Annotated in this window: 18 protein-coding genes; 8 read left to right on the top strand and 10 right to left on the bottom strand. The window is 71.5% G+C overall.

The annotated features are described in order from the left end of the window. Window positions 1-115: 115 nt before the first annotated feature. The 4 genes from ABTW64_RS09885 to ABTW64_RS09870 all read right to left on the bottom strand — a co-directional run bounded on the left by ABTW64_RS09885 (window position 116) and on the right by ABTW64_RS09870 (window position 6,287). Window positions 116-3,535, bottom strand: coding sequence for an error-prone DNA polymerase (locus ABTW64_RS09885; RefSeq protein ID WP_350621870.1), 3,420 nt, complete (start codon window positions 3,533-3,535; stop codon window positions 116-118). A gap of 31 nt (window positions 3,536-3,566) precedes the next feature. Then, the gene (locus tag ABTW64_RS09880) at window positions 3,567-5,180 is read right to left on the bottom strand and encodes a DNA polymerase Y family protein (RefSeq protein WP_350621868.1); all 1,614 of its coding nucleotides are present in this window, start codon (window positions 5,178-5,180) and stop codon (window positions 3,567-3,569) included. Next, window positions 5,177-5,860, bottom strand: coding sequence for a DnaE2-dependent mutagenesis accessory factor ImuA' (imuA', locus tag ABTW64_RS09875; protein ID WP_350621866.1), 684 nt, complete (start codon window positions 5,858-5,860; stop codon window positions 5,177-5,179). The genes ABTW64_RS09880 and imuA' overlap by 4 nt, the downstream gene beginning before the upstream one ends. A gap of 208 nt (window positions 5,861-6,068) precedes the next feature. Beyond that, on the bottom strand, window positions 6,069-6,287 hold the full coding sequence (locus ABTW64_RS09870; protein WP_350621864.1) for an SCO4848 family membrane protein: 219 nt from the start codon (window positions 6,285-6,287) through the stop codon (window positions 6,069-6,071). Window positions 6,288-6,362: 75 nt separating this feature from the next. Here ABTW64_RS09870 and ABTW64_RS09865 point away from each other — a divergent pair, with 75 nt between their 5' ends. Beyond that, entirely contained in the window at window positions 6,363-6,716 is a 354-nt protein-coding gene (locus ABTW64_RS09865) for a helix-turn-helix domain-containing protein (RefSeq protein WP_350621862.1), read from the top strand. A gap of 33 nt (window positions 6,717-6,749) precedes the next feature. Here ABTW64_RS09865 and ABTW64_RS09860 read toward each other — a convergent pair whose 3' ends face one another. The 3 genes from ABTW64_RS09860 to ABTW64_RS09850 are packed head-to-tail and all read right to left on the bottom strand — an operon-like array spanning window position 6,750 to window position 8,732. Further along, on the bottom strand, window positions 6,750-7,055 hold the full coding sequence (locus tag ABTW64_RS09860) for a hypothetical protein (protein WP_350621860.1): 306 nt from the start codon (window positions 7,053-7,055) through the stop codon (window positions 6,750-6,752). 38 nt (window positions 7,056-7,093) lie between these two features. Beyond that, complete coding sequence (locus ABTW64_RS09855) at window positions 7,094-7,993, bottom strand: hypothetical protein (RefSeq protein ID WP_350621858.1); 900 nt, start codon at window positions 7,991-7,993, stop codon at window positions 7,094-7,096. A gap of 46 nt (window positions 7,994-8,039) precedes the next feature. Further along, a complete protein-coding gene (locus ABTW64_RS09850; RefSeq protein WP_350621856.1) occupies window positions 8,040-8,732 on the bottom strand; it encodes a phosphocholine cytidylyltransferase family protein in 693 nt (230 codons plus the stop codon). A gap of 198 nt (window positions 8,733-8,930) precedes the next feature. On the opposite strand from ABTW64_RS09850, the gene ABTW64_RS09845 reads away from it, so the two are divergent. The 3 genes from ABTW64_RS09845 to ABTW64_RS09835 all read left to right on the top strand — a co-directional run bounded on the left by ABTW64_RS09845 (window position 8,931) and on the right by ABTW64_RS09835 (window position 12,305). Continuing rightward, window positions 8,931-10,430: an ATP-binding cassette domain-containing protein gene (locus ABTW64_RS09845; RefSeq protein WP_350621854.1), complete on the top strand. Its 1,500-nt coding sequence runs from the start codon at window positions 8,931-8,933 to the stop codon at window positions 10,428-10,430. Continuing rightward, window positions 10,406-11,977 (top strand): hypothetical protein, encoded by a 1,572-nt coding sequence (locus ABTW64_RS09840; protein ID WP_350621851.1) that lies wholly within the window; start codon window positions 10,406-10,408, stop codon window positions 11,975-11,977. The genes ABTW64_RS09845 and ABTW64_RS09840 overlap by 25 nt, the downstream gene beginning before the upstream one ends. A gap of 61 nt (window positions 11,978-12,038) precedes the next feature. Next, window positions 12,039-12,305, top strand: a complete 267-nt coding sequence (locus ABTW64_RS09835) for a DUF3039 domain-containing protein (protein ID WP_055991854.1) — start codon at window positions 12,039-12,041, stop codon at window positions 12,303-12,305. A 7-nt stretch (window positions 12,306-12,312) separates the two neighbouring features. Here ABTW64_RS09835 and ABTW64_RS09830 read toward each other — a convergent pair whose 3' ends face one another. Beyond that, a complete protein-coding gene (locus ABTW64_RS09830; RefSeq protein WP_350621847.1) occupies window positions 12,313-13,644 on the bottom strand; it encodes a nicotinate phosphoribosyltransferase in 1,332 nt (443 codons plus the stop codon). 87 nt (window positions 13,645-13,731) lie between these two features. Here ABTW64_RS09830 and murI point away from each other — a divergent pair, with 87 nt between their 5' ends. From murI to rdgB, 3 genes are all read left to right on the top strand, one after another. Next, window positions 13,732-14,553 carry a glutamate racemase gene (gene murI / locus ABTW64_RS09825; protein ID WP_350621844.1) on the top strand — a complete coding sequence of 274 codons (822 nt, stop codon included), beginning with the start codon at window positions 13,732-13,734 and terminating at the stop codon, window positions 14,551-14,553. Between the two features lie 72 nt (window positions 14,554-14,625). Continuing rightward, entirely contained in the window at window positions 14,626-15,369 is a 744-nt protein-coding gene (gene rph, locus ABTW64_RS09820) for a ribonuclease PH (protein ID WP_350621841.1), read from the top strand. Beyond that, entirely contained in the window at window positions 15,366-15,977 is a 612-nt protein-coding gene (rdgB, locus tag ABTW64_RS09815; protein ID WP_502892323.1) for an RdgB/HAM1 family non-canonical purine NTP pyrophosphatase, read from the top strand. The genes rph and rdgB overlap by 4 nt, the downstream gene beginning before the upstream one ends. A 22-nt stretch (window positions 15,978-15,999) precedes the next feature. On the opposite strand, the gene ABTW64_RS09810 is transcribed toward rdgB, so the two are convergent. Beyond that, window positions 16,000-16,629 (bottom strand): LysE family transporter, encoded by a 630-nt coding sequence (locus ABTW64_RS09810; RefSeq protein ID WP_350621835.1) that lies wholly within the window; start codon window positions 16,627-16,629, stop codon window positions 16,000-16,002. A gap of 128 nt (window positions 16,630-16,757) precedes the next feature. Between ABTW64_RS09810 and ABTW64_RS09805 the strand changes: the two genes are divergently transcribed. Then, entirely contained in the window at window positions 16,758-17,669 is a 912-nt protein-coding gene (locus ABTW64_RS09805) for a cation diffusion facilitator family transporter (protein WP_350621832.1), read from the top strand. A gap of 13 nt (window positions 17,670-17,682) precedes the next feature. Here the strand turns inward: ABTW64_RS09805 and ABTW64_RS09800 are convergent, their stop codons facing one another. Beyond that, entirely contained in the window at window positions 17,683-20,148 is a 2,466-nt protein-coding gene (locus tag ABTW64_RS09800; protein ID WP_350621829.1) for an ATP-dependent DNA ligase, read from the bottom strand. Between the last annotated feature and the right edge of the window lie 31 nt (window positions 20,149-20,179).

Here is a 20,179-nt window from a genome sequence, read left to right as displayed (position 1 = left end):
AGATCTCGGCTCTTCAGGAGCGGAGGCAGGGGTCGGGCCCTGAGAAGCCGAGATCTCCTGGCGAAGGGGTGGCAGCGAAGGCCGCTGGGGCTGCTTATCCGAACCCTGTCCGCCGTCAGTGGAAGTCGCGGGCGGCGTGCTTGACGCCGACGCGGAGATCTTCGAAGGCATCGGCGACGATGTTGGTGACGCCCTCGGGGGAGCGCTCCAGGATGCCGCGGGCGATGAGAGCGGGACTGTCGCGCACGACGCGGCGATAACGGTTCCAGACACCGACCGAGCAGATCACGTTCACCAGGCCGTGCTCGTCTTCGAGGTTGAGGAACGTCACACCCGACGCGGTGGCGGGCCGCTGGCGGTGGGTGACGAGACCTGCGACCTCGACGCGACGGCCGGTCTCATGTGAGCGCAGCCGTTCGGAGGGCAGCACGCCGCGGCGGTCGAGCGCCTCCCGGAAATGGGCGAGCGGGTGATCCGTGGTCGAGACTCCGGTGGCCCACAGGTCGGCGGCGAGCTGCTCGTAGCTGGTGGGATCGGCGAACAGCGGAGGCTGCACGCCGTCCACGCCGACGGGGCTGACCGTGTGCGGCAGGAACTCTGGGCGGTCCTGCGCGGCCGATCCGGCGAGCCAGATCGCCTCCCGACGCGACAGCCCGAGGCACTCGAACGCACCCGCCGTCGCGAGGGATTCGAGGTGCTTCTGCGTGATGCCGGTGCGCCGAACCAGCTCGTGCAGGTCGCGGTACGGGCCGCCGCGGTCGCGCTCGGCGACGATCCGCTCGGCCGTCTCCGTGCCGATGCCGGTCACCGCCGCCAAGCCCAGCCGCACGGCGAAGGCCCCGTCACGGCGGTGCGCGGCCGATTCGTCGGGAGCCTCCCGGTCGAACGGACCCGGCTCCGGATGCACGCGGGTCAGGCAGTCATCCTGCCCGGTCATGCTGCCGCCCCCGTCGGCGAGCGGCTCGAGCGTCTCGGTCGCCGACGAGCGGTTGAGATCCGGCCGGCGCACCTCGACGCCGTGGCGCCGCGCATCGGCGGTGAGAGAGGCGGGGGAGTAGAAGCCCATCGGCTGCGCGCGCAGCAGCCCTGCAAGGAACGCGGCCGGGTAGTGCAGCTTGATCCACGATGACGCATAGACCAGCAGCGCGAACGACAGCGAATGCGACTCGGCGAAGCCGAAGTTCGCGAATGCCTGGATACGCGCGTAGATGCCATCGGCGAGGTCGCCCGTGATGCCGTTCTCGGCCATGCCTGCGTAGAGCTTGTCGCGCAGCCGGTCGATCTTCTCCTTGCCGCGCTTCGAGCCCATCGCGCGGCGCAGCAGATCGGCATCCTCGCCCGAGCACTCGCCGACCGCCATCGCCATCTGCATCAGCTGCTCCTGGAACACCGGGATGCCCAGGGTGCGGGCAAGCACCGGCTCGAGCTTGGGATGGTCGTATGTCACGGGTTCGTCGCCCATCTTGCGCCGCACGAAGGGATGCACCGCGCCGCCCTGAATCGGACCGGGTCGGATGAGGGCGATCTGGATCACGAGGTCGTAGAACCGGCGCGGCTGCAGGCGCGGCAGCAGGCCCATCTGCGCGCGTGACTCGACCTGGAACACTCCGATCGAGTCGGCCCGGCACAGCATGTCGTAGACCGCCGCCTCTTCCTTCGGCAGGGTGGCGAGCGCCCATTCCTCGCCCGTCGAGTCGCGGATGAGGTCGAAGCAGTGCTGCAGAGCGGCGAGCATGCCCAGCCCCAGCAGGTCGAACTTCACCAGCCCCATCCACGCGGCGTCGTCCTTGTCCCACTGGATGACCGTGCGGCCGGGCATGCGCGCATGCTCGATCGGCACGACCTCACCGACGGGACGCTCGGTGAGCACCATGCCGCCCGAGTGGATCCCCAGGTGCCGCGGCGCCTTGAGCAGCTCCGACGCGTATTCGATCACCTGATCCGGGATGTCGTGATCCGGGCCGGTCTCGAGGCCCGCGCCCCATCCCTCGACCTGCCGAGACCAGGCATCCTGCTGCCCGGGCGAGAAGCCGAGTGCGCGGGCCATGTCGCGCACCGCGTTCTTCGGGCGGTACTGGATGACGTTGGCGACCTGGGCCGCGTTCTCGCGGCCGTAGCGCTCGTAGACCCATTGGATGATCTCCTCGCGGCGGTCGGAGTCGAAGTCGACGTCGATGTCGGGCTCCTCGTCGCGCAGGGTCGACAGGAAGCGCTCGAACGGCAGGTCGTACGCGATCGCGTCGACTGCCGTGATGCCGAGCAGGTAGCAGACCGCGCTGTTGGCGGCCGAACCACGGCCCTGACACAGGATGCCGCGGCGCCGGGCCTCGGCGACGATGTCGTGCACGATCAGGAAGTAGCCCGGGAAATCCTTCTGCTCGATGACCGTGAGCTCCTTCTCGATGCGTGTGCGATCGTCATCGCTCAGGTCGGGGTAGAGGCGCGGCGCCGCATCCCAGACCAGCTTGCGCAGATAGGACATCGGGGTGTGACCGGCCGGCACCTCCTGCTTGGGAAGCGCCGGACGCATGCGCCGCAAAGGGAACGCCAGTTCGTCGGCGAGTTCGACCGTGCGCGCGACGGCTCCGGGGTAGCGCGCGAAGCGCGCGGCCATCTCTGCTCCGCTGCGCAGATGGGCGGAGGCGTGCGAGGGCAGCCAGCCGTCGAGTTCGGCCATGCTCCGAGTCGATCGCACCGCCGCGACTGCAGCCGCCAGTCGGGCCTTGTCGGGTGAGGCGTAGTGCGCGTTGTTCGTGGCGAGAACCGGCAGGCCTCGCTCAGCGGCGAGGGCTGCGAGCACGTCGTTGCGCCGCGAGTCGAGCGGATCACCGTGGTCGGTGAGCTCGACCTGCACCGCATCCGGACCGAACAGGTCGACGAGGCGGTCGAGGGCGGCGGCTGCCTCCACGGGCGCGCGCGCCGGGGAGCCGGCCAGCGCGCGCCGCACGGCTCCCTTGCGGCATCCCGTGAGGATCACCCACTGCCCGTCTGCCTGCTGCGCCAGCTCGTCGAGGTCATAGAACGGACGCCCCTTCTCCGCACCCCGCAGCTGGCCATGGGTGAGGGCCCCGGCGAGACGTCGGTACCCCTCCTCGCCGCGTGCGAGTGCCAGCAGATGCTCTCCGGCCGGGTCGGGCACGCCGTTCTGCGGCGCGGGCAGTCCGAGCGACAGCTCAGCCCCGAACACGGTCTTCACCGCGGTCTCCTCGGCTGCCTCGGCGAAGCGCACCAGGCCGTAGAAGCCGTCGTGATCCGTGATCGCGAGGGCGTGCAGCCCGAGGCGCTCGGCCTCCTCGACGAGTTCCTCGGGAGACGATGCTCCGTCGAGGAAGGAGAACGACGAGTGCGCGTGCAGCTCGGCGTAGGGCACGGGGTTCTCGGGGCGCCGAATGGGCGGCGCCTCGTACGCCCCGCGCTTGCGGCTCCACGCCGGGCTGTCGCCGCCTTCGGCACCCGCCGGACGCGCGTCGGGACGACGACCGCTGAGGGCCCGCTCCAGCTCGGACCAGGGGACGGGCGGGTTCTGCCAGCCCATCAGCCGCACCGCCGTTCGTCGTCGAGGAGGGTCATGAGTACCGTCCTTCGATCCACCAGCGGTCGTCCTCCAGCACGAGCAGCCACGCGGTCTGATCGGCGTCGACCATCTGGAACCGGTGGGCGCGGCGCGCGCGCTCGGCGTCCCACTGCCGCTCGATCACCGGCCAGGGACCTGCCCAGGCTTCGATCGGGCGACCGTCGAGCACCGCAGGCGGCGCGGTGATCCCACCCCGCTCGTCGACCGCGACGGGGGCACCATCGGCTGTCAGCACGGCCGCGGACCGGCGTGCGCGGAACACTTCGCTGGGCAGCGGCGACGGAAGACTGCCGGGCCACGGCAGGTCGCGCGGCTGGGCGGGGCGCTCGGCGTCGCCCCAGGGCACGCGTCGCTCACGCTCGCTGAGCCAACGGCCGCCCGCAAGCAGCGGGGTGACGACGCCTCGGTGACCGAGCATGGCCTGCACGCGTGACATCGCGTGGTGCAGGCGCTCGTCGGGGCCCTGCCCGACGAGCGCGGGCTGATGATGCGCGGTGTCGTCGACCGCTTCTGGCTCGAGGCGCACGAGGCTCACGCCGCCGTTCTCACCGCCGAAGGGCGCATCCGGGCTCTCGAGAGTGGCCTGCAGCTGCCAGCGCACCCGGTCGACGAGCGCGGGCGCATCGAAGCAGGTGGGATGCAGCCATACGCGCTCGCTGCGTCCGCCGCGATCGTCGAGCAGGGTGATACGCACCTCGGTGCACACCAGCCCGGCTTCGTGGAGGCCGGCGATCACGTCGTCGGCCGTGGTGCGCACGGCGAACGCCACCTGATCGGCGAGCTCGAGGGGAGGCTCGAACTCGATCTCACGCGCCAGCTCGGGTGGGGGGACACGCGGCACCACGGGGCGCGAGTCGGCGCCGCCGGCCAGCGCGTGCAGCCGGGCGCCGTGTTCACCCAGCCGGTCGCGCACCGCCGCGAGGTCGAGAGAGGCGAAGTCGCCGAGGGTCTGCACGCCCAGACGCGCGAGCAGGGCGACGATCTCGTCGTCGTTCACGGCAGCGATCGTCAGGGGTGACAGGAATGCCGCGGACGCCTCGCGGGGGATGACCCGGACCGCCCCCGGACCCATCAGCCGCGCTGCCTGCTCGGCGGTGAACAGCCCGTCGGCCACGCCGGCGCGCGCGTCGGGAATGCCGCAGGCGGCCAGCTCGTCGAGCAGTGCGTTCGCTGCCTGCTCCTCGCCGCCGTAGTAGCGCGCGGGACCGCGGGCACGCACGGCGCACAGGCCGGGCCGCAGGGGCTGCACGCCCGGCGTGAGCTGCTCGATGCGCGACAGGATCGGATGGAACGCGCGCTCGTCGCGCCCCGGATCGGCCGGTACCAGCCGCAGCCGGGGGCACGCGCCCTGGGCGTCGCGCCGACGCTGACCGCGGCGCACGCCTTCGCGGCGCGCGGAAGCCGAGCAGGCGACGACCCGATTCGCGTGCATGATCGCCACCGGAGCGTCGGCCGACCCGTCCGCTGCATCGCCGTCGCTCGCACGCAGCGCGGCCCGTGCCTCGTTGTGCAGCAACGCGGTGATCGGCCAGTCGGGCAGCCAGAGGACGATGACTCTGGTCGGGGGAACATGGCTCGGAGAGACCCGATCGGGAGGCAGGATCATCCCGCCACCGCCCCGAGCCGATCGAGACGTCCCACTGGGCGCCAGGTGGGGCGTTGCGTGGCGGTATCGGTTGCGACCGCCGGGGCGCCGAGGGGACCGGGCAGCTGCACCCGCACCGAGCGAGGCACAGGGAAACGGCGGCCGATCGCCGAGACGGTCACCTCGCGCGCGGCCAGCAGGCCGTGTCCCTGGCCGAGACCGCTCCATGCGGGGTCGTGGAGGCGCAGCGTCGCCTCGGCCTGAGGCCACGCGCCCTGCACGAGCAGCACCCCGCCGCGGTCGCGCAGCTTGGCTCCGATGCGGGCGGTGTCGCCGTCGCGTGCCGCCCGAGGAGGGCGCACGGCGACGACGGGGAACACCTCGGCGACCGCCGAGGTGACGGGGAGCCAGCGGTCACCGGGCTCGGGAACGAGAGCGAAGCGCTCCAGATCGACGCCGTAGCTCTCGGCGGCCTCCGCGGCCAGCTCAGGCATCCCGATGGCCGCGCACCAGGATCCCGCACGCGACGGGGCCGACAGCAGGGCCAGCAGCAGGCTTGTGGCCGTGTCGAGGCTGTAGACCGCTCCGGGGCGCAGCCCGCCCTCCGGGAACAGAGGGGCGAGCGCGGGGTGCACGGGCATCGCGTCGACCTGTGCGCTGCGGCGCTGCATGCGAGTGATCTGCGTACGCAGGCGCTGCACCTCTGCCAGCGTGTGAGTCGCCGGCGTCCGCGTCTCCGGTGCGCCGGCTTCGGAAGCCCTGGCCCCCCAGCGGGAGGCGGTCTCGTGAAGTGCCATCCCCATCCCTCAAGAGTAGAACTGATGTTCGAAGAAGTCGATCTGGCTTCGAACGCTAGTTCGTACATCCGACATCCTGGATTCGGATGCCCGATGGGTGGGTCGGGGCGGGTCAGGCGCGTGTGAGTGCGGCGATGCCTGTGGCTGCCGATGCGACCGCGAGCAGCAGCGCGATGCCGATCAGCACGGCATGCACCGTGAGGAAGCGCGTCCGCCGACCGGTCTCATCGCGGGCGCGGGGATCTTGGGCTACGCGTCGGTAGAACGCGGGCCACACAAGTGTGTTGAAGACGGCGTTCGCGAGCAGCAGTGCGGTAAGGAGGATCGTCACTCATCGAGCCTATGACGCGCGGGTGGGCAGATGTGCCCTAACTGGTATAACGACATATCACGCACGATGAACGGCATGACAGAACCGACCTCTCCGGTGCGCCTGGTCGATCCGCATTCTCCCGCCGCTGCCAAGGTCGGTGAGCGCATCGGCGAACTGCGACGCAAAGCGTGCCTGAGCCGCCCCACGCTCGCCGACTGCGCGGACCTCGACGTGCGCCACCTGCAGCGAATCGAACGGGGACATGGCAACCCCACGCTGCTGAGTCTCATGCAGATCGCGGTCGCGCTGGAGGTGCCCCTGTCGTACCTCGTCGAGGATCTGGTGCCGGAGGACATGCCCGCCACTCGTCGGCCCTACGGTCACAGCACCCGCGACACCCAGACCCGTCGCCGCTACTTCGCCGGCAACGGAGCCCTCGAGTACTGATCGGCCGGCCCCACGGCTGGGGATGCGGTCGGATCAGACCACGAAGGCCCACGCCCACTCCCGGTCGTCGCCCGGGCGGAACCACGTGACGGTGATCGTCGTGTCATCCAGATCGCACGCACACAGGCACAGCTCGCGGGATTCTCCGGCTCGCATGTGACCCCACGGCTCGGCCTCGACGAAGAGCGGGCCATCGGCGATGTGCACGCGCACGTACTCCGCCGATTCGGCGCCCGCGTTGACGAGCAGGGGATGGGCGGCGTCGTCGCGACCCACATGCCACGGAACGCGGTATGCGAGAGGGGCAGGCGGTTCGGTGTGGTGGAGGGCTCGCAGCATGGGGCGAAGCTACGAGGGGGCGGGGACCCCGGAAGCCTTCAGGAGTGGTCGGGCGGCGAATCTGTGGAGGAATCGAGGGACTTGCGCGCTGGGGACGAGCGGCGGGGGATCCCTCTGCCCACGACCGACCCGATCCTCTTCACGCCGCGCAGCGCGCTGTGCTCGAGCCGCTCGGCGCCCGGCAGCGGCTCGAGCTCGGCGGGCAGTGCGGCCGGAGCGCCGCCGAAGGCCTTGCGCGAGGCGGCCAGGACACGTCGGCCCAAGATGTGGTTTCCTGCGCCGCCGATCGCCGCCCCCACGCCGAACGGCATCGCCTTGCCGATCACCGACGCGCCGCCGCGCCGGGCGAAGTGATGGATGAACGATGTCTTGAGGCGGTCGAGCAGCGGACCCACCGTGGCGCGGGGCAGCGTCTTGGTGACGAGCTCTCCCCAGTAGGCGGAGCGCGTGCCCGCCCCCGCCGCCTGACCGGCGAGCTGCCGCACGAGGTTCACGCCCTCGTCGCCCAGCATCAGCGTCAGCACGAGAGCACGCGCCCGGTCGGGCGATTCGATCGCGATGCCGTGCACCTCTGCGAGCGACTGGGCGAACAGCGCCGTCGCCTCGAGGAAGCCCACGGTCTCCGCGCCGGCCAGGCCCAGGGTCACGGCCGTGCCGACGCCCGGCACGACGGCCGTCGCGCCGACGGCGGCACCGCCGGTCGTCACGGCCGCCAGATACCGTCTCTCCAGGATGCGGACGATCTCATCCGCGGTCGCCTCAGGGTGTCGCAGCCGAATGGAGCGGATGTGCGCGACCACGGCAGGGCGCTGCACCCGGATGACGCGGTCGAGCACGCGCACCAGAAAAGGGTGCTCCTCGTGTCCCGCGGGCGGGAGGCCGCCCTTCCAGGGGGCGTCGGCGGGCAGCGAATGGATCTTGTGGACCTTGGCTGACACGCGGCGATCCTAGGGCGTCGGTGTGAAAGGAGGCCGAGGGCCCGCGTCAGACGTATTCGTTGGCGTGGACGAGGTCGTCGGCCGTGTCGACCTCGACCGCATACAGGTCGGAGATGTCCATGGGCCGCAGCTTCACGCCATCGTGCTGGATGGCCAGCTCGAGGCCTCGCTCGAAGTAGTCCTGGTCATCGACGCGTGCGAGGTGACGCATGAACGCCGGCTTGTCGGCGCGCGAGATGTAGTTGATGCCGACAGCCTCGCCGATGCCGCCCACGACTGTCTTCGACAGCTCGGCGATGTGTCCCTCGGCGTCGATCGTGTACTTGACCTCTTCGTCGCTGACCTTGGCGGTGTTCACGGTCACGAACGAGCGGTCCGCCTCGATGAGCGAGATGGCTCGGCCCAGCACGCGCGGGTCGAAGACCACGTCGCCGTTCATCCAGAGCACGCCCTTCTTGCCCGTGGCCTGGAGCGCGCGCAGGAGGCTCTTCGACGTGTTGGTCTGGTCGTACCGCTCGTTGTGCACGTAGGTGGCGTCGGGGAACGCGTCGATGATCGTCTCGGCACGGTAGCCCACGACGGTGGTGATGCGGGCATCCGGACCGAAGGCCGCGTGGATGTTGTCACGCTGCTGCTGCATGATCGACCGGCCGTCGTTGAGCTCGGTCAGAGGCTTGGGCAGCGCGCGACCCAGCCGCGAGCCCATGCCCGCGGCAAGGATGACGATGCGGAAAGACATGTGTTGCGCTCCCTGAAGTGCTGTGTTCGCGATCGGTTCACCGATCGGTCACCCCGATGTGCCTCCCCATGCTAGCGATGGATGCCTGGGAACGGGCAGAGATGCCGTCTGACCGGCGATTCTTGTCGTGCGTCACGGATCGGGCACATCCCGGGCGCGGCCGCCTGCAGCGTCGGAACCGGTTGCTACGGTGAAGCGGTGACCTCCTCGCCACTGGATGACGCCGCCCCGCCGACTTCGCGGGAGGGGACCGTCGCCGCGCCCGAAGGAGCGTCTCAGAAGAAGCGTCCCGCCGAGCGGCCGAAGAGCAAGCGCCCGGCCACCAAGCGCCCTGCTCCGAAGAACCCCGCGCCCAAGGAGTCGATCGCCTCGGACGAGGCGGCGAAGGAGGGTCCCGCCCGCAAGCCCGCCGCGCCGCGCAAGCCCGCCGTGCCGCGCAAATCGGCGGCGAAGGGCAAGTCGGAGGCGAAGGGCTCCGTGACATCGGGGGCGAGGCCCCGCAGCGGAACCAAGACCTCGGCCGCGCGCAACGCCTCCGGCAGGACGGCCGTGCCGCAGCCCGCCCCGGCCGGTGGGTCTCGCGTGGACGCGTCGGCCGCCGACGCGTCCACGGTCGGCCCGGTGCCGGTGGAAGCCGAACCGGCCCGGCGAGAAGAGGCGGTCATCGAGGACGCCCCCGTCACGGCGGCCCCGGTCGAGGAGGCGCCTGTCGAGGAGGCGCCGGTCGAGGCGGCCGCGGTCGAGGACGTCCCGGCAGCGGAACCCGCGTCAGCGGCAGCGTCCGCAGCCGAGGTCGGCGTCGAGGAGGCGCCTGCGTCCTCAGATGCTGTCTCTCCAGGCGCTGTCTCTCCAGGCGCCGTCGCCCCAGACGCCGTGTCCGGGGAGGAGCCGGAGGTCGCCGCCGCGCCGGCGGCCCCCGTGAGCCCGCGGCCCGACCCGGTTCCCGCGCTGGTGCTGCACGGCGTCTCCCGCGCGTACGGCGGCACGACCGCGGTGGCGGGCATCGACCTGACCGTGCCCGCCGGATCGTTCTACGGACTCGTGGGCCCCAATGGCGCCGGCAAGACCACCACGATGTCGATGATCGCCGGGCTCCTGCGGCCCGACCGGGGCGAGATCACGGTCGCTGGCGTCGACCTGGCCGCCGATCCGCGCGCGGCGAAGGCGCTGATGGGCGTGCTGCCCGACCGGCTGCGCACCTTCGACCGTCTCACGGGGCGACAGCTGCTCTACTACTTCGGCGTGCTGCGGGGGCTGAAACCCGACGTCGTGGCACAGCGCACGGCCGACCTCGCCCGGGCGTTCGACCTGACCGAGGCGCTCGGCCGCGTCGTGTCCGACTACTCCGCCGGCATGACGAAGAAGGTCATGCTCGCGGGGGCCATGATCCACTCGCCGCGCCTGCTCGTGCTCGACGAGCCGTTCGAAGCGGTCGATCCGGTGTCGTCGGCGAACATCCTCGACATCCTCAGCGCGTATGTCGCACACGGGGGCACGGTGCTGCTGTCGAGCCATGGCATGGACCTGATCGAGCGCGTGTGCACGCGAGTGGCCGTGATCGTCGCCGGCCAGGTGCTCGCCGAGGGCACCGTCGAGGAGGTGCGCGGCGAGCTCACGCTCGAGCAGCGCTTCGTCGAGCTGTCGGGCGAGGTCAGCAGCATGGAGGGCCTCGAGTGGCTGCATACATTCTCCGACTGAGGTTCGATCTGCTGGTCGGTGCGCTGCGGGGCACCGCGTCGCACGCGATCTCGCGCGCGGCGGGGCTGCTGGTTCTGGGTGCGATCGCGGCACTGGCCTGCGCGGGCACGCTCACGCTGGTCGAGACGCCGGCACCCGTCGCGTTCGCGCTCCTGGTCTTGGCCGGGTCGGCCGTCACCTTGACGTTCGCCGCGGGACCCGTGGTCGCGGGGGCGGTCGACCCCCTGGATCCCCGGCGCTTCGGCGTGCTCGGGATGCAGCCCAGCCCCCTCGCGTGGATTCTCGCCGGGGCGGGCTTCATCAGCGTGCCGGCGATCGCCGTGCTCGCCTTCGACATCTCCGCAGCGATCGTGTGGGCCGCGCACGGCGTGCCCGCGATCGTGAGCGTGCTCGCCGCCGTCCTGCATGCGGCCACGTGCGTGCTGCTCGCGCGCCTGAGCATGGCGTTCGGCTCGGCCGTGCTGCGCACGCGCCGCACGCGCGAGCTCTCGGGGCTGTTCGTGCTCGGCATCCTCGTGGTGCTGGTGCCGGTCATCGTCTTCCTGTCGTCGCTCGAGTGGCGCGGACGCGTGCCGAGCGCGCTCGCCACGGCGGCCGAGGTGCTCGCTGTCACGCCTCTCGGAGCCGCCGCCGCCTTCCCAGGCGCCCTGGCTCTGGACGACGGACGCGCCGCATGGTTCGCAGCGCTCGTCGCGGTCGGCACGCTGGCGCTCGCCGCGTTCGGGTGGCGTCGCGTCGTGGAGCGCGCGCTGACGACGATCGACAACCCCGCCGAGGCGCGGGGCCGAGGCGGCCTCGGCTGGTTCGCACTCGTGCCGGGCACGCCCGGGGGAGCGATCGCGGCGCGGGGGCTCGTGTACTGGCTGCGCGACAGTCGATACCTCGTCAACATCGCCATCATCCCGATCGCCGGCCTCCTGCCCGCCGTGCCGCTGCTCATCGCGGGCGTGCCGGCGCCCGTCGTGGCGCTCGTGCCGGTGCCCATCATGGCGCTGTTCTTCGGATGGCTGCCGCACAACGACGTGGCATACGACTCGAGCGCCGTGTGGATGCACATCGCGAGCGGGGTGCGCGGACTGGCGGACCGGGTCGGGCGCCTCGTGCCCGTGACCGTGATCGCCGTGCCTGTGCTGGCCATTGCGATCCCGATCGCGACCGCCGTGTACGGCCGCTGGGCCGTGCTGCCGGCGATCGCGGGTGTGGCCGCGTGCCTGTTCCTCACAGGCCTGGGCCTGTCGAGCATCGCGTCGGTGCTCGCCCCCTACGCGGTGTCGCGCCCCGGCGACAGCCCGTTCCAGCAGCCCCAGCGATCCGACTCGACCGGCGTCGCCGCCCAGGCGGTGGTGATGATCGGCGCGATCGCCCTCAGCGCGCCGGCCCTCTGGCTGGGATGGTCGACCGTGACCGAAGGGGTCGAGCACGCCGTGACGACGATGTGGACGGGGCTCGGCATCGGGATCGGCGTGCTGCTGGCGTGCGTGGCGATCGGGTCGTGGCTCTTCGAGCGTCGCCAAGACCGGACCATGGCCTTCGCGAGCACGACCTGACCCGCCTTCCGTCTCCCGTGCGCCCCTGCCGTCCCCCTCGTGCGCGGCTAGACTCGGGCGCATGAGCACCCCCCTCGACACCCCTGGAGACGGCGGCACCGCGCTGCTCGACCGCGAGCTCGAGAAGCTCCTCGAAGAGGAGAACATCGAACCGGGCGACCACGAGCGCTTCTCGCACTACGTCAAGAAGGAGAAGATCCTCGAGTCGGCGCTCACCGGCAAGCCCGTGCGCGCGCTGTGCGGCAAGAAGTGGACGCCGGGCCGTGATCCCGAGAAATTCCCGGTGTGCCCCACCTGCAAGGAGATCTACGAGTCGCTGAACTCGTGACCCGGGCTCACGCGTCGGCGGCGTCGCGGTAGACGGTCGGGATCGCCGGGTCCGAGCGGCTGAGAGCAAGCGCCCGGAGCGGCAGCTCCTCGCGCACGCGGAGGTGGTGCTCGCGCGCGGCAGCGACGCCTCGGGTTCCCTCATAATCCGCAACCGGCTCGCCCCCGATGACGAGCGGCACCTGCAGCGGTCGCGCGTCCGGGTGCTGCGAGGGGTCGGCGAGCGACTCGAACCCGTCTGAGACGACGACCAGCTCCTGCGTGGCGACGCCGTTCTCGAGGCTGCGGAACGCGGTCTTGCGCCCGCCCTGGGAGCCCTTGCCCTCGGCGCTCTTGGCCACCGCGACCCATCCGCCCGCGTCGTCCTGGCGTGCGACGAGCTTGTAGACCATGCTCGCGGTCGGGTACCCCGATCCGGTGACGACCGACGTGCCCACGCCGTAGGCGTCCACCGGGGATGCCGCCAGCGCGGCGATCGCGAATTCGTCGAGATCGCTCGTGACGGTGATCCGGGTGTTCGTCGCTCCGAGCGAATCGAGCTGCGCGCGCACGGTGGCCGCCACGGTGGGCAGGTCGCCCGAGTCGATGCGCACGCCGCCGAGGGATGTACCGGCGACGTCGATCGCCGTCTTGACGCCCTGCTCGATGTCGTAGGTGTCGATCAGCAGCGTCGTGTCGGTGCCGAGCGCATCGACCTGGGCGCGGAAGGCGTCGGCCTCGCTGTCGTGCAGCAGGGTCCACGAGTGCGCGGCGGTGCCCATGGTCGGGATGCCCCAGCGTCGGCCCGCTTCGAGGTTGCTGGTCGCGTCGAAGCCGGCGATGTAGGCCGCGCGCGCCGCGGACACGGCCGAGGACTCGCCCGCGCGGCGCGATCCCATCTCGGCCAGCGGGCGATCGCCTGCGGCGATGCTCATGCGCGACGCCGCGGTCGCCACGGCCGAGTCGTGGTTCAGCACGCTGAGGGCGAGGGTCTCGAGGATCACCGCGTCCGCGAAGCTGCCCTCCACCGTGAGGATCGGAGAACCCGGGAAGTAGAGCTCGCCCTCGCGGTAGCCCGTGATGGAGCCGCCGAACCGGTAGTTCTCGAGATAGGCGACGGCCTCGGCGCTGACGACGCTCTCGTCGCGCAGGAACCGCAGTTCGTCGTCGGCGAAGCGGAAGTCGCGCAGCAGCTCGAGCAGCCGGCCCGTGCCGCCCACGACACCGAATCGCCGGCCGCCCGAGAGGCGGCGGGCGAACAGCTCGAACACGCAGTGGCGGTGCGCCGTGCCGTCGCGCAGAGCGGCATCCAGCATCGTGAGCTCGTAGCGGTCGGTCATCAGAGCCGTCGAGGCGCGCATGGGAGCAAGACTAGTGGGGCCGTGATCGGCGGGCTGCCACGCGCGACACCTCCGGGCCCGACGGCTCGGCGGGTACGCTGGGACATCATGAACGACGCGCCGATCGGCATCTTCGACTCGGGGGTCGGCGGGCTCACGGTCGCGCGGGCGATCGGTGACCAGCTGCCGCGTGAGTCGCTGCTCTACATCGGCGACACCGCGCACTCGCCGTACGGTCCCAAGCCCATCGCCGACGTGCGCCGCTACGCGCTCGAGGTGCTCGACACGTTGGTCGACCAGGGCGTGAAGATGCTGGTGATCGCCTGCAACACCGCGTCCGCCGCCATGCTCCGCGACGCACGCGAGCGCTATTCCGTGCCGGTCGTCGAGGTGATCGGTCCCGCCGTCCGCACCGCGATGTCGACGACCCGCAACGGCCGGATCGGCGTGATCGGCACGGTGGGCACGATCGGCTCGGGTGCCTACCAGGACATGCTGGAGGTGAACCCCGGCATCGAGGTCTTCACCGCCGCGTGCCCGCGCTTCGTGGAGTTCGTCGAGGCCGGCGACACGGACTCGCCGCAGGTTCTCGCCGCCGCAGAGGAGTACCTGGCGCCGCTGCGCGAGGCGGGCGTGGACACGCTGGTGCTCGGCTGCACGCATTACCCCTTCCTGAAGGGCGCGATCAGCTACGTCATGGGGCCGGATGTCTCGCTCGTCTCGAGCGACTCCGAGACCGCGAAGGACGTCTACCGTCAGCTGGTGAGCCGCGACCTGCTCGCCGGTCCCGACGCATCGCCGCGTCACGAGTACGAGGCGACCGGGGCGGCGACGGCCGACTTCATCGCGCTCGCCAACCGCCTGCTCGGCCGCGAGGTGCGCGACGTGCGCCTGGTGCGCACCGGCGCCATCGACCTGAGCGCGCTCTGACGCGACGGCACATCCATCGACGCCCGACACATCCATCGACACTCGACACATCCGATCGACGGAAGAGGACCCATGACCACGACGCGTGCCGACGGGCGCACCCCCGCCCAGCTGCGACCCATCACGATCGAGCGCGGCTGGAGCAGCCAGGCCGAGGGATCGGCGCTGATCAGCTTCGGCGGAACCAAGGTGCTGTGCACGGCGTCGTTCACCAACGGCGTGCCGCGCTGGCTGACCGGCAAGGGCAAGGGCTGGGTCACGGCCGAGTACGCGATGCTGCCTCGCGCCACGAACTCGCGCAACGATCGCGAGAGCGTCAAGGGACGTGTCGGCGGCCGCACGCACGAGATCTCGCGCCTGATCGGACGGGCCCTGCGCGCCGTGGTCGACACCAAGGCGCTGGGTGAGAACACGATCGTGATCGACTGCGACGTGCTGCAGGCCGACGGGGGCACGCGCACGGCCGCCATCACGGGTGCGTACGTGGCGCTCGCCGACGCGATCGAGTGGGGGCGCGAGAAGAAGTTCATCGCGCAGAAGGCTCAGGTGCTGCGAGACTCCGTATCCGCCGTGTCGGTCGGCATCATCGACGGCGAGCCCATGCTCGATCTCGCCTACGTCGAGGATGTGCGCGCCGAGACCGACATGAACGTCGTCGTCACGGGGCGCGGCCTGTTCGTCGAGGTGCAGGGCACCGCCGAGGGCGCGCCGTTCGACAAGGCCGAGCTCGACGCGCTGCTCGAGCTGGCCGTCGCGGGCGCCGCCGACCTGCGCGTGCACCAGCTCGCCGCGCTCGACGAGCCCGCGGGGGCCTGACCGTGCACATCGTGCTGGCCACGCACAATGCCCACAAGGTCGCCGAGTTCCAGGGCATCGTCGCGCGCGTGCGCCCCGACCTGGAGGTCGTGTCCTATGACGGGCCCGAGCCGATCGAGGACGGCACGACGTTCGCCGAGAACGCGCTGATCAAGGCACGGACGGCTGCCGCACACACCGGCTTGCCGGCGCTGGCCGACGACTCGGGCATCTGCGTCGACGTGCTGGGCGGATCGCCGGGCGTCTTCTCGGCGTACTGGGCCGGCCACGCGAAGGACGACCACGCGAACCTCGCGCTGCTGCTCGATCAGCTCTCCGACATCCGGGATCCGCATCGCGGCGCGCACTACAACTCGACCATCGCGCTCGTCACGCCCGCCGGCGCGGAGCACACCGTCGAGGGCATCTGGCCGGGACGCCTCGCCACCGCCGCGCGCGGCGCGGGCGGCTTCGGCTACGACCCGATCTTCATCCCCGCGGAGCAGGATGGCCGCGCGCCGGATGGGCCCGAGCGCACGGTCGCGCAGCTCACCGCCGAGGAGAAGAACGCGGTCTCGCACCGGGCTCGCGCGTTCGTGGCGCTGCAGCCGCTGCTCGCGGCTCTCTGACAGGGGGTCGTCGCTCGCAGCGTCAGTGCACGACCGCGAGCAGAACGCCGACCAGCACGAACAGCGAGCCGAAGATGCGATTCAGCAGCCGCTGGCCGGACGAAGTCGCGGTGAGGCGTGCGAGTCCACGGGCGGCCACGGCGAAGAAGCCCCACATCACGACGATGTCGATCGCCACCACGGTCGCGGCGAGCACGGCGTACTGCAGCGGCAGGGGCTGGCCGGGGCGGATGAACTGCGGCACGAACGCGACGAAGAACACGATCGCCTTGGGGTTGGTGAGGTTCACGAGCAGGCCGCGCCGGAACATGGACCAGGCGCCCTCGCGCCGAGGCACGGCCACCACCCCGTCGTCCTCGACCACCGTGGGCCGTGCCAGGAACTGCCGCACGCCGAGGAAGACGAGGTACCCGGCGCCCGCGTAGCGGATGATCTCGAACAGCACGGGGGAGGCGGCCACGAGGGCGCCAAGGCCCGCGGCGACGATCGCGATGTGCACCAGCAGGGCCGCCTGCTGGCCCAGGATGCCCCAGATCGCGCGGCGCCATCCCGATGCGATCGAGTTCGCCATGGTGTTGACGGCACCCGCTCCCGGCGTCAGCGAGATGACGACGCCCGCACCGAGCAGCGCGAACCAGAGCGAGAGCGACACGAGATCCGATCCTATGGCCGGCGCGGCCGTCGCCTCGGCACGGACGGAGCCCGGGAGTGAGAACGGGTCTCGTTCCCGACAGCGCGAAAGGGCCTGGGGCGGCGACTCCCCGGACGTAGCCTGTGGGCATGCACGACCATGCACGCGGACTCTCGTCAGGCGCTCACCGTCGCCCGCTGGCCGTGTCGCTCGCGCTCACCGCCGCCGTGTTCGCCGTGCAGGTGGCCGGAGCCATCCTGACCGGGTCGCTCGCGCTGCTGGCCGATGCGGCCCACATGATGACCGATGCCGCGGCGCTCGTGGTCGCGCTCTTCGCGAGCACCGTGGCGGCGCGACCGGCCGACGAACGGCGCACGTACGGCTACCAGCGCGCCGAGGTGCTCGGCGCGCTGGTCAACGGTGTGGTGCTCATCGTGCTGTGCGTCTGGATCGCGGTCGAGGCGGTCGGCCGGCTCTCCGCGGAAGCCGAGGCGGAGATCGCGGGTGGCTGGATGCTCGCGGTCGCGGCGGCGGGTCTGGTCGCCAACCTCGTGGCCGCATGGCTGCTGCGTCATGCCCAGAAGCAGAGCATGAACGTGCGCGGCGCGTACCTCGAGGTGCTGGGCGACCTGCTGGGGTCGGTCGCGGTGATCGTCGCCTCCGCGGTCATCCTGCTGACGGGATGGACGCGCGCCGATGCGATCGCGTCGCTGGCGATCGCCGTGTTCATCGTGCCGCGTGCGATCGGGCTGCTGCGCGAGGTGTTCTCGGTGCTCGCCGAGTCGGCGCCGAGGGGAACGGCCGTGGCGGACATCCGCGCGCACATCCTCGGCGCACCGGGCGTGCGGGACGTCCACGATGTGCATGTGTGGCAGCTGACGCGCGGCGCCCCGGTGTTCACGGCGCACGTGGTCGTGGATCGTGAGGTGCTGGACGGCGGCGGGGCGGCAGCGCTGCTCACGAACCTGCAGGAGTGCCTCGCCGATCACTTCGATGTGGCCCACTCGACCTTCCAGTTCGAGGCCGTCGGGCACGAGGACCGTCACAACGCCCACCGCTGACAGGGCGCGTGCGTCAGTCCTCCCGCACGACGTCGGCCGGCGACTTGTCGGCTCGCAGGCCTCGCCAGCGCGGCTGCCGGAGGTTGCCGCCGGGAGTCCACTCCGCGAACTCGACCTCGCCCACCAGCTCGGGCCGTACCCAGAGCGCGTCGCGCGTGTCGGGCCGCGGCACGCCGTGCAGGGGGTTCTCGTCGGTACGCAGCGGCTCGAGCTGATCCCAGAGGCGTCGCAGCGCGCGCTCGCTGAAGCCCGTGCCGACGCGACCCACGTACCGGAAGCCGTCCTCGTCGGGCACGCCGAGCAGCAGTGAGCCGATCGTGCCCTCCCGTCCGCCGCGGCCGGGCCGGATGCCGGCGATCACCACCTCCTGCGTGCGTGTGAGCTTGAGCTTCATCCAGCGGTCGGAGCGGCCGGCGCGGTAGAGGGAGTCGGGGTCTTTGGCGACGACGCCCTCGAGATCGTGCTCGCGCGCGATGGCGAGCGCGACATCGATGTCGTCGAAGACCGGGGGCACGTCGATCGCCGCGCCCGCGGCGCGCGCGATGCGCTCGAGCACCTCGCGTCGCTCGGCGAGGGGGCGGCGCGTAAGGTCGGCGCCATCCGCCGCGAGCGCGTCGAACAGGTAGAGCCGGGCGGGCGTGCGCCGGGTCTCTGCCGCGATCTCGCCCTGCTTGGTCAGGTGCATCCGGTTCTGCAGCAGCGAGAAGCTCGGGCGCCCCCGCGCGTCCAGCGCGACGATCTCGCCGTCGACCACGGCGTCCTCGGCCGCGAACGCCGCGGCTCCCGGGGCCGTGAGCTCGGGGTAGCGGTCGGTGATGTCCGTGCCGCTGCGGGCGTACAGCCGCAGTCGCCCGTCTCCCCACACGCCCAGTGCCCGCACGCCGTCCCACTTCATCTCGGCCCACGCGCCGCCGCCCATTGCGCGGGCCAGCGCCGGTGTGACGTGTGCGGCGAGCATGGGCGAGGGCGGCGGGGCCTCCGTCGGGCTCGACTGTTCCGGACCCGCTGGCGGGGGCGCGGGGGATGCGGCAGGCAAGGGAGCGGCCTCGGCTTCGGCGACGGCCCGCGGCTCGCTCGGCGGGGCGGGGGGCCGCGTGTCCGTCCCGTGCTGCTCTTTCATCCGATGCAGCAGCCACTGCGATTTCTCACCCTGGCCGTTCGTGCGGATGAGCACGAGGCGCACGCCCGTCGCGAGCGGGCCATCCGGTCGGCCGTGCAGCGTGAAGATCACCTCGTCGTCGCGCCACTTCTCGAGGTCGTACGTGCCGGTATCCCAGATGTCCATGTGGCCCGCGCCGTACTCGCCTTTCGGGATGTCGCCCTCGAACGTCGCGTAGGCGAGCGGATGGTCCTCGGTCTGCACCGCGAGGTGGTTGCGGCCGGTGGTCTCGGGCACGCCCTTGGGCACGGCCCAGCTGGCGAGCACCCCGTCGCGTTCGAGCCGCAGGTCGAAGTGCAGCCGGCGCGCCTCGTGCCGCTGGATCACGAAGCGGGGGGCACCGCCGTCCGTCGGGTCGAGCGACCCGCCCATCGGCTCGGGTGTCTTCGCCGCGTCACGCTTGGCGACGTAGCGTGCCAGGGCGGCGTCGGGGTCGGGGGCGTCGATCGGCGCGAGAGGGTCGCCCATCCGCTGCACGCGCTCGAGCACCTCGTCGAACCGCAGGTGACGCAGACCCGGGTCGTCCAGCTCGTCCCACGTGCGGGGGGCGGCGACCCACGGCTGCACGCGGCCGCGCAGAGAGTAGGGCGCGATGGTCGTCTTCTTGCCGTTGTTCTGGCTCCAGTCGACCAGCACCCGTCCCGGCCGGACGGCCTTGCTCATCGAGCTCACGACCAGGTCGGGATGATCGGCCTCCAATGCCTGTGCGAGGGCCTTCGCGACGGCCGACACCTGCGCGCTCGTCTGCGTGCCGGCCAATCGCGCGTACAGGTGGATGCCCTTGCTGCCGCTCGTGACGGGCAGGGGATCGAGCCCCATGTCGGTCAGGATGGCGCGCGCCAGCCGCGCGACCTCGGCGCACTCGGGCAAGCCCATGCCGGGGCCCGGATCGAGGTCGAGCACCAGACGGTCGGGGGCGCCCGGTGAGCCGTCCGGCGCGAACCGCCACTGCGGCACGTGCAGCTCGAGGCTCGCCACCTGCGCCAGGTAGACCAGCGTCGCGACTTCGTCCACGAGGGGGTACGCCTTCGGCCCCGTGGAGTGCTGGATGCTCTGCCGGGGGATCCAGTCGGGGGCGCCGCGCTCGAGATCCTTCGCGAAGAACGAGGGAAGCGGGGCGTCCGCGGTGCCGACGCCCTCGACCCAGCGCTTCCGCGTCACCGGACGACCGGCGACGTGGGGCAGCAGCACCGGGGCGATGCGGGTCACGTAGTCGATCACCTCGCCCTTGGTGGTGCCCGTGGCGGGGTAGAGAACCTTGTCGAGGTTCGTCACGCGCAGGCGGCGCCCCGCGATCCGCACCGTCTGCTCGCCAGCCATGGGCCCAGGCTAAGCGCCCGATCGCCTCTGA

This window comes from Microbacterium sp. NPDC096154 (genome assembly GCF_040302945.1).
Lineage (GTDB): Bacteria > Actinomycetota > Actinomycetes > Actinomycetales > Microbacteriaceae > Microbacterium.
Note: the sequence above shows the minus strand (reverse complement) of the source record. Positions and strands in the feature narration are given on the sequence as shown.

Excerpts from the sequence above, each read along its gene's own strand:
- ABTW64_RS09830 (WP_350621847.1), bottom strand. The coding sequence starts at position 13,644 with ATGCGCGCCTCGACGGCTCTGATGACCGACCGCTACGAGCTCACGATG.
- murI (WP_350621844.1), top strand. The coding sequence starts at position 13,732 with ATGAACGACGCGCCGATCGGCATCTTCGACTCGGGGGTCGGCGGGCTC.
- ABTW64_RS09800 (WP_350621829.1), bottom strand. The coding sequence starts at position 20,148 with ATGGCTGGCGAGCAGACGGTGCGGATCGCGGGGCGCCGCCTGCGCGTG.
- ABTW64_RS09850 (WP_350621856.1), bottom strand. The coding sequence starts at position 8,732 with ATGTCTTTCCGCATCGTCATCCTTGCCGCGGGCATGGGCTCGCGGCTG.
- ABTW64_RS09835 (WP_055991854.1), top strand. The coding sequence starts at position 12,039 with ATGAGCACCCCCCTCGACACCCCTGGAGACGGCGGCACCGCGCTGCTC.
- rph (WP_350621841.1), top strand. The coding sequence starts at position 14,626 with ATGACCACGACGCGTGCCGACGGGCGCACCCCCGCCCAGCTGCGACCC.
- ABTW64_RS09885 (WP_350621870.1), bottom strand. The coding sequence starts at position 3,535 with ATGGGCTGGCAGAACCCGCCCGTCCCCTGGTCCGAGCTGGAGCGGGCC.
- ABTW64_RS09865 (WP_350621862.1), top strand. The coding sequence starts at position 6,363 with ATGACAGAACCGACCTCTCCGGTGCGCCTGGTCGATCCGCATTCTCCC.
- ABTW64_RS09805 (WP_350621832.1), top strand. The coding sequence starts at position 16,758 with ATGCACGACCATGCACGCGGACTCTCGTCAGGCGCTCACCGTCGCCCG.
- ABTW64_RS09860 (WP_350621860.1), bottom strand. The coding sequence starts at position 7,055 with ATGCTGCGAGCCCTCCACCACACCGAACCGCCTGCCCCTCTCGCATAC.
- ABTW64_RS09880 (WP_350621868.1), bottom strand. The coding sequence starts at position 5,180 with ATGATCCTGCCTCCCGATCGGGTCTCTCCGAGCCATGTTCCCCCGACC.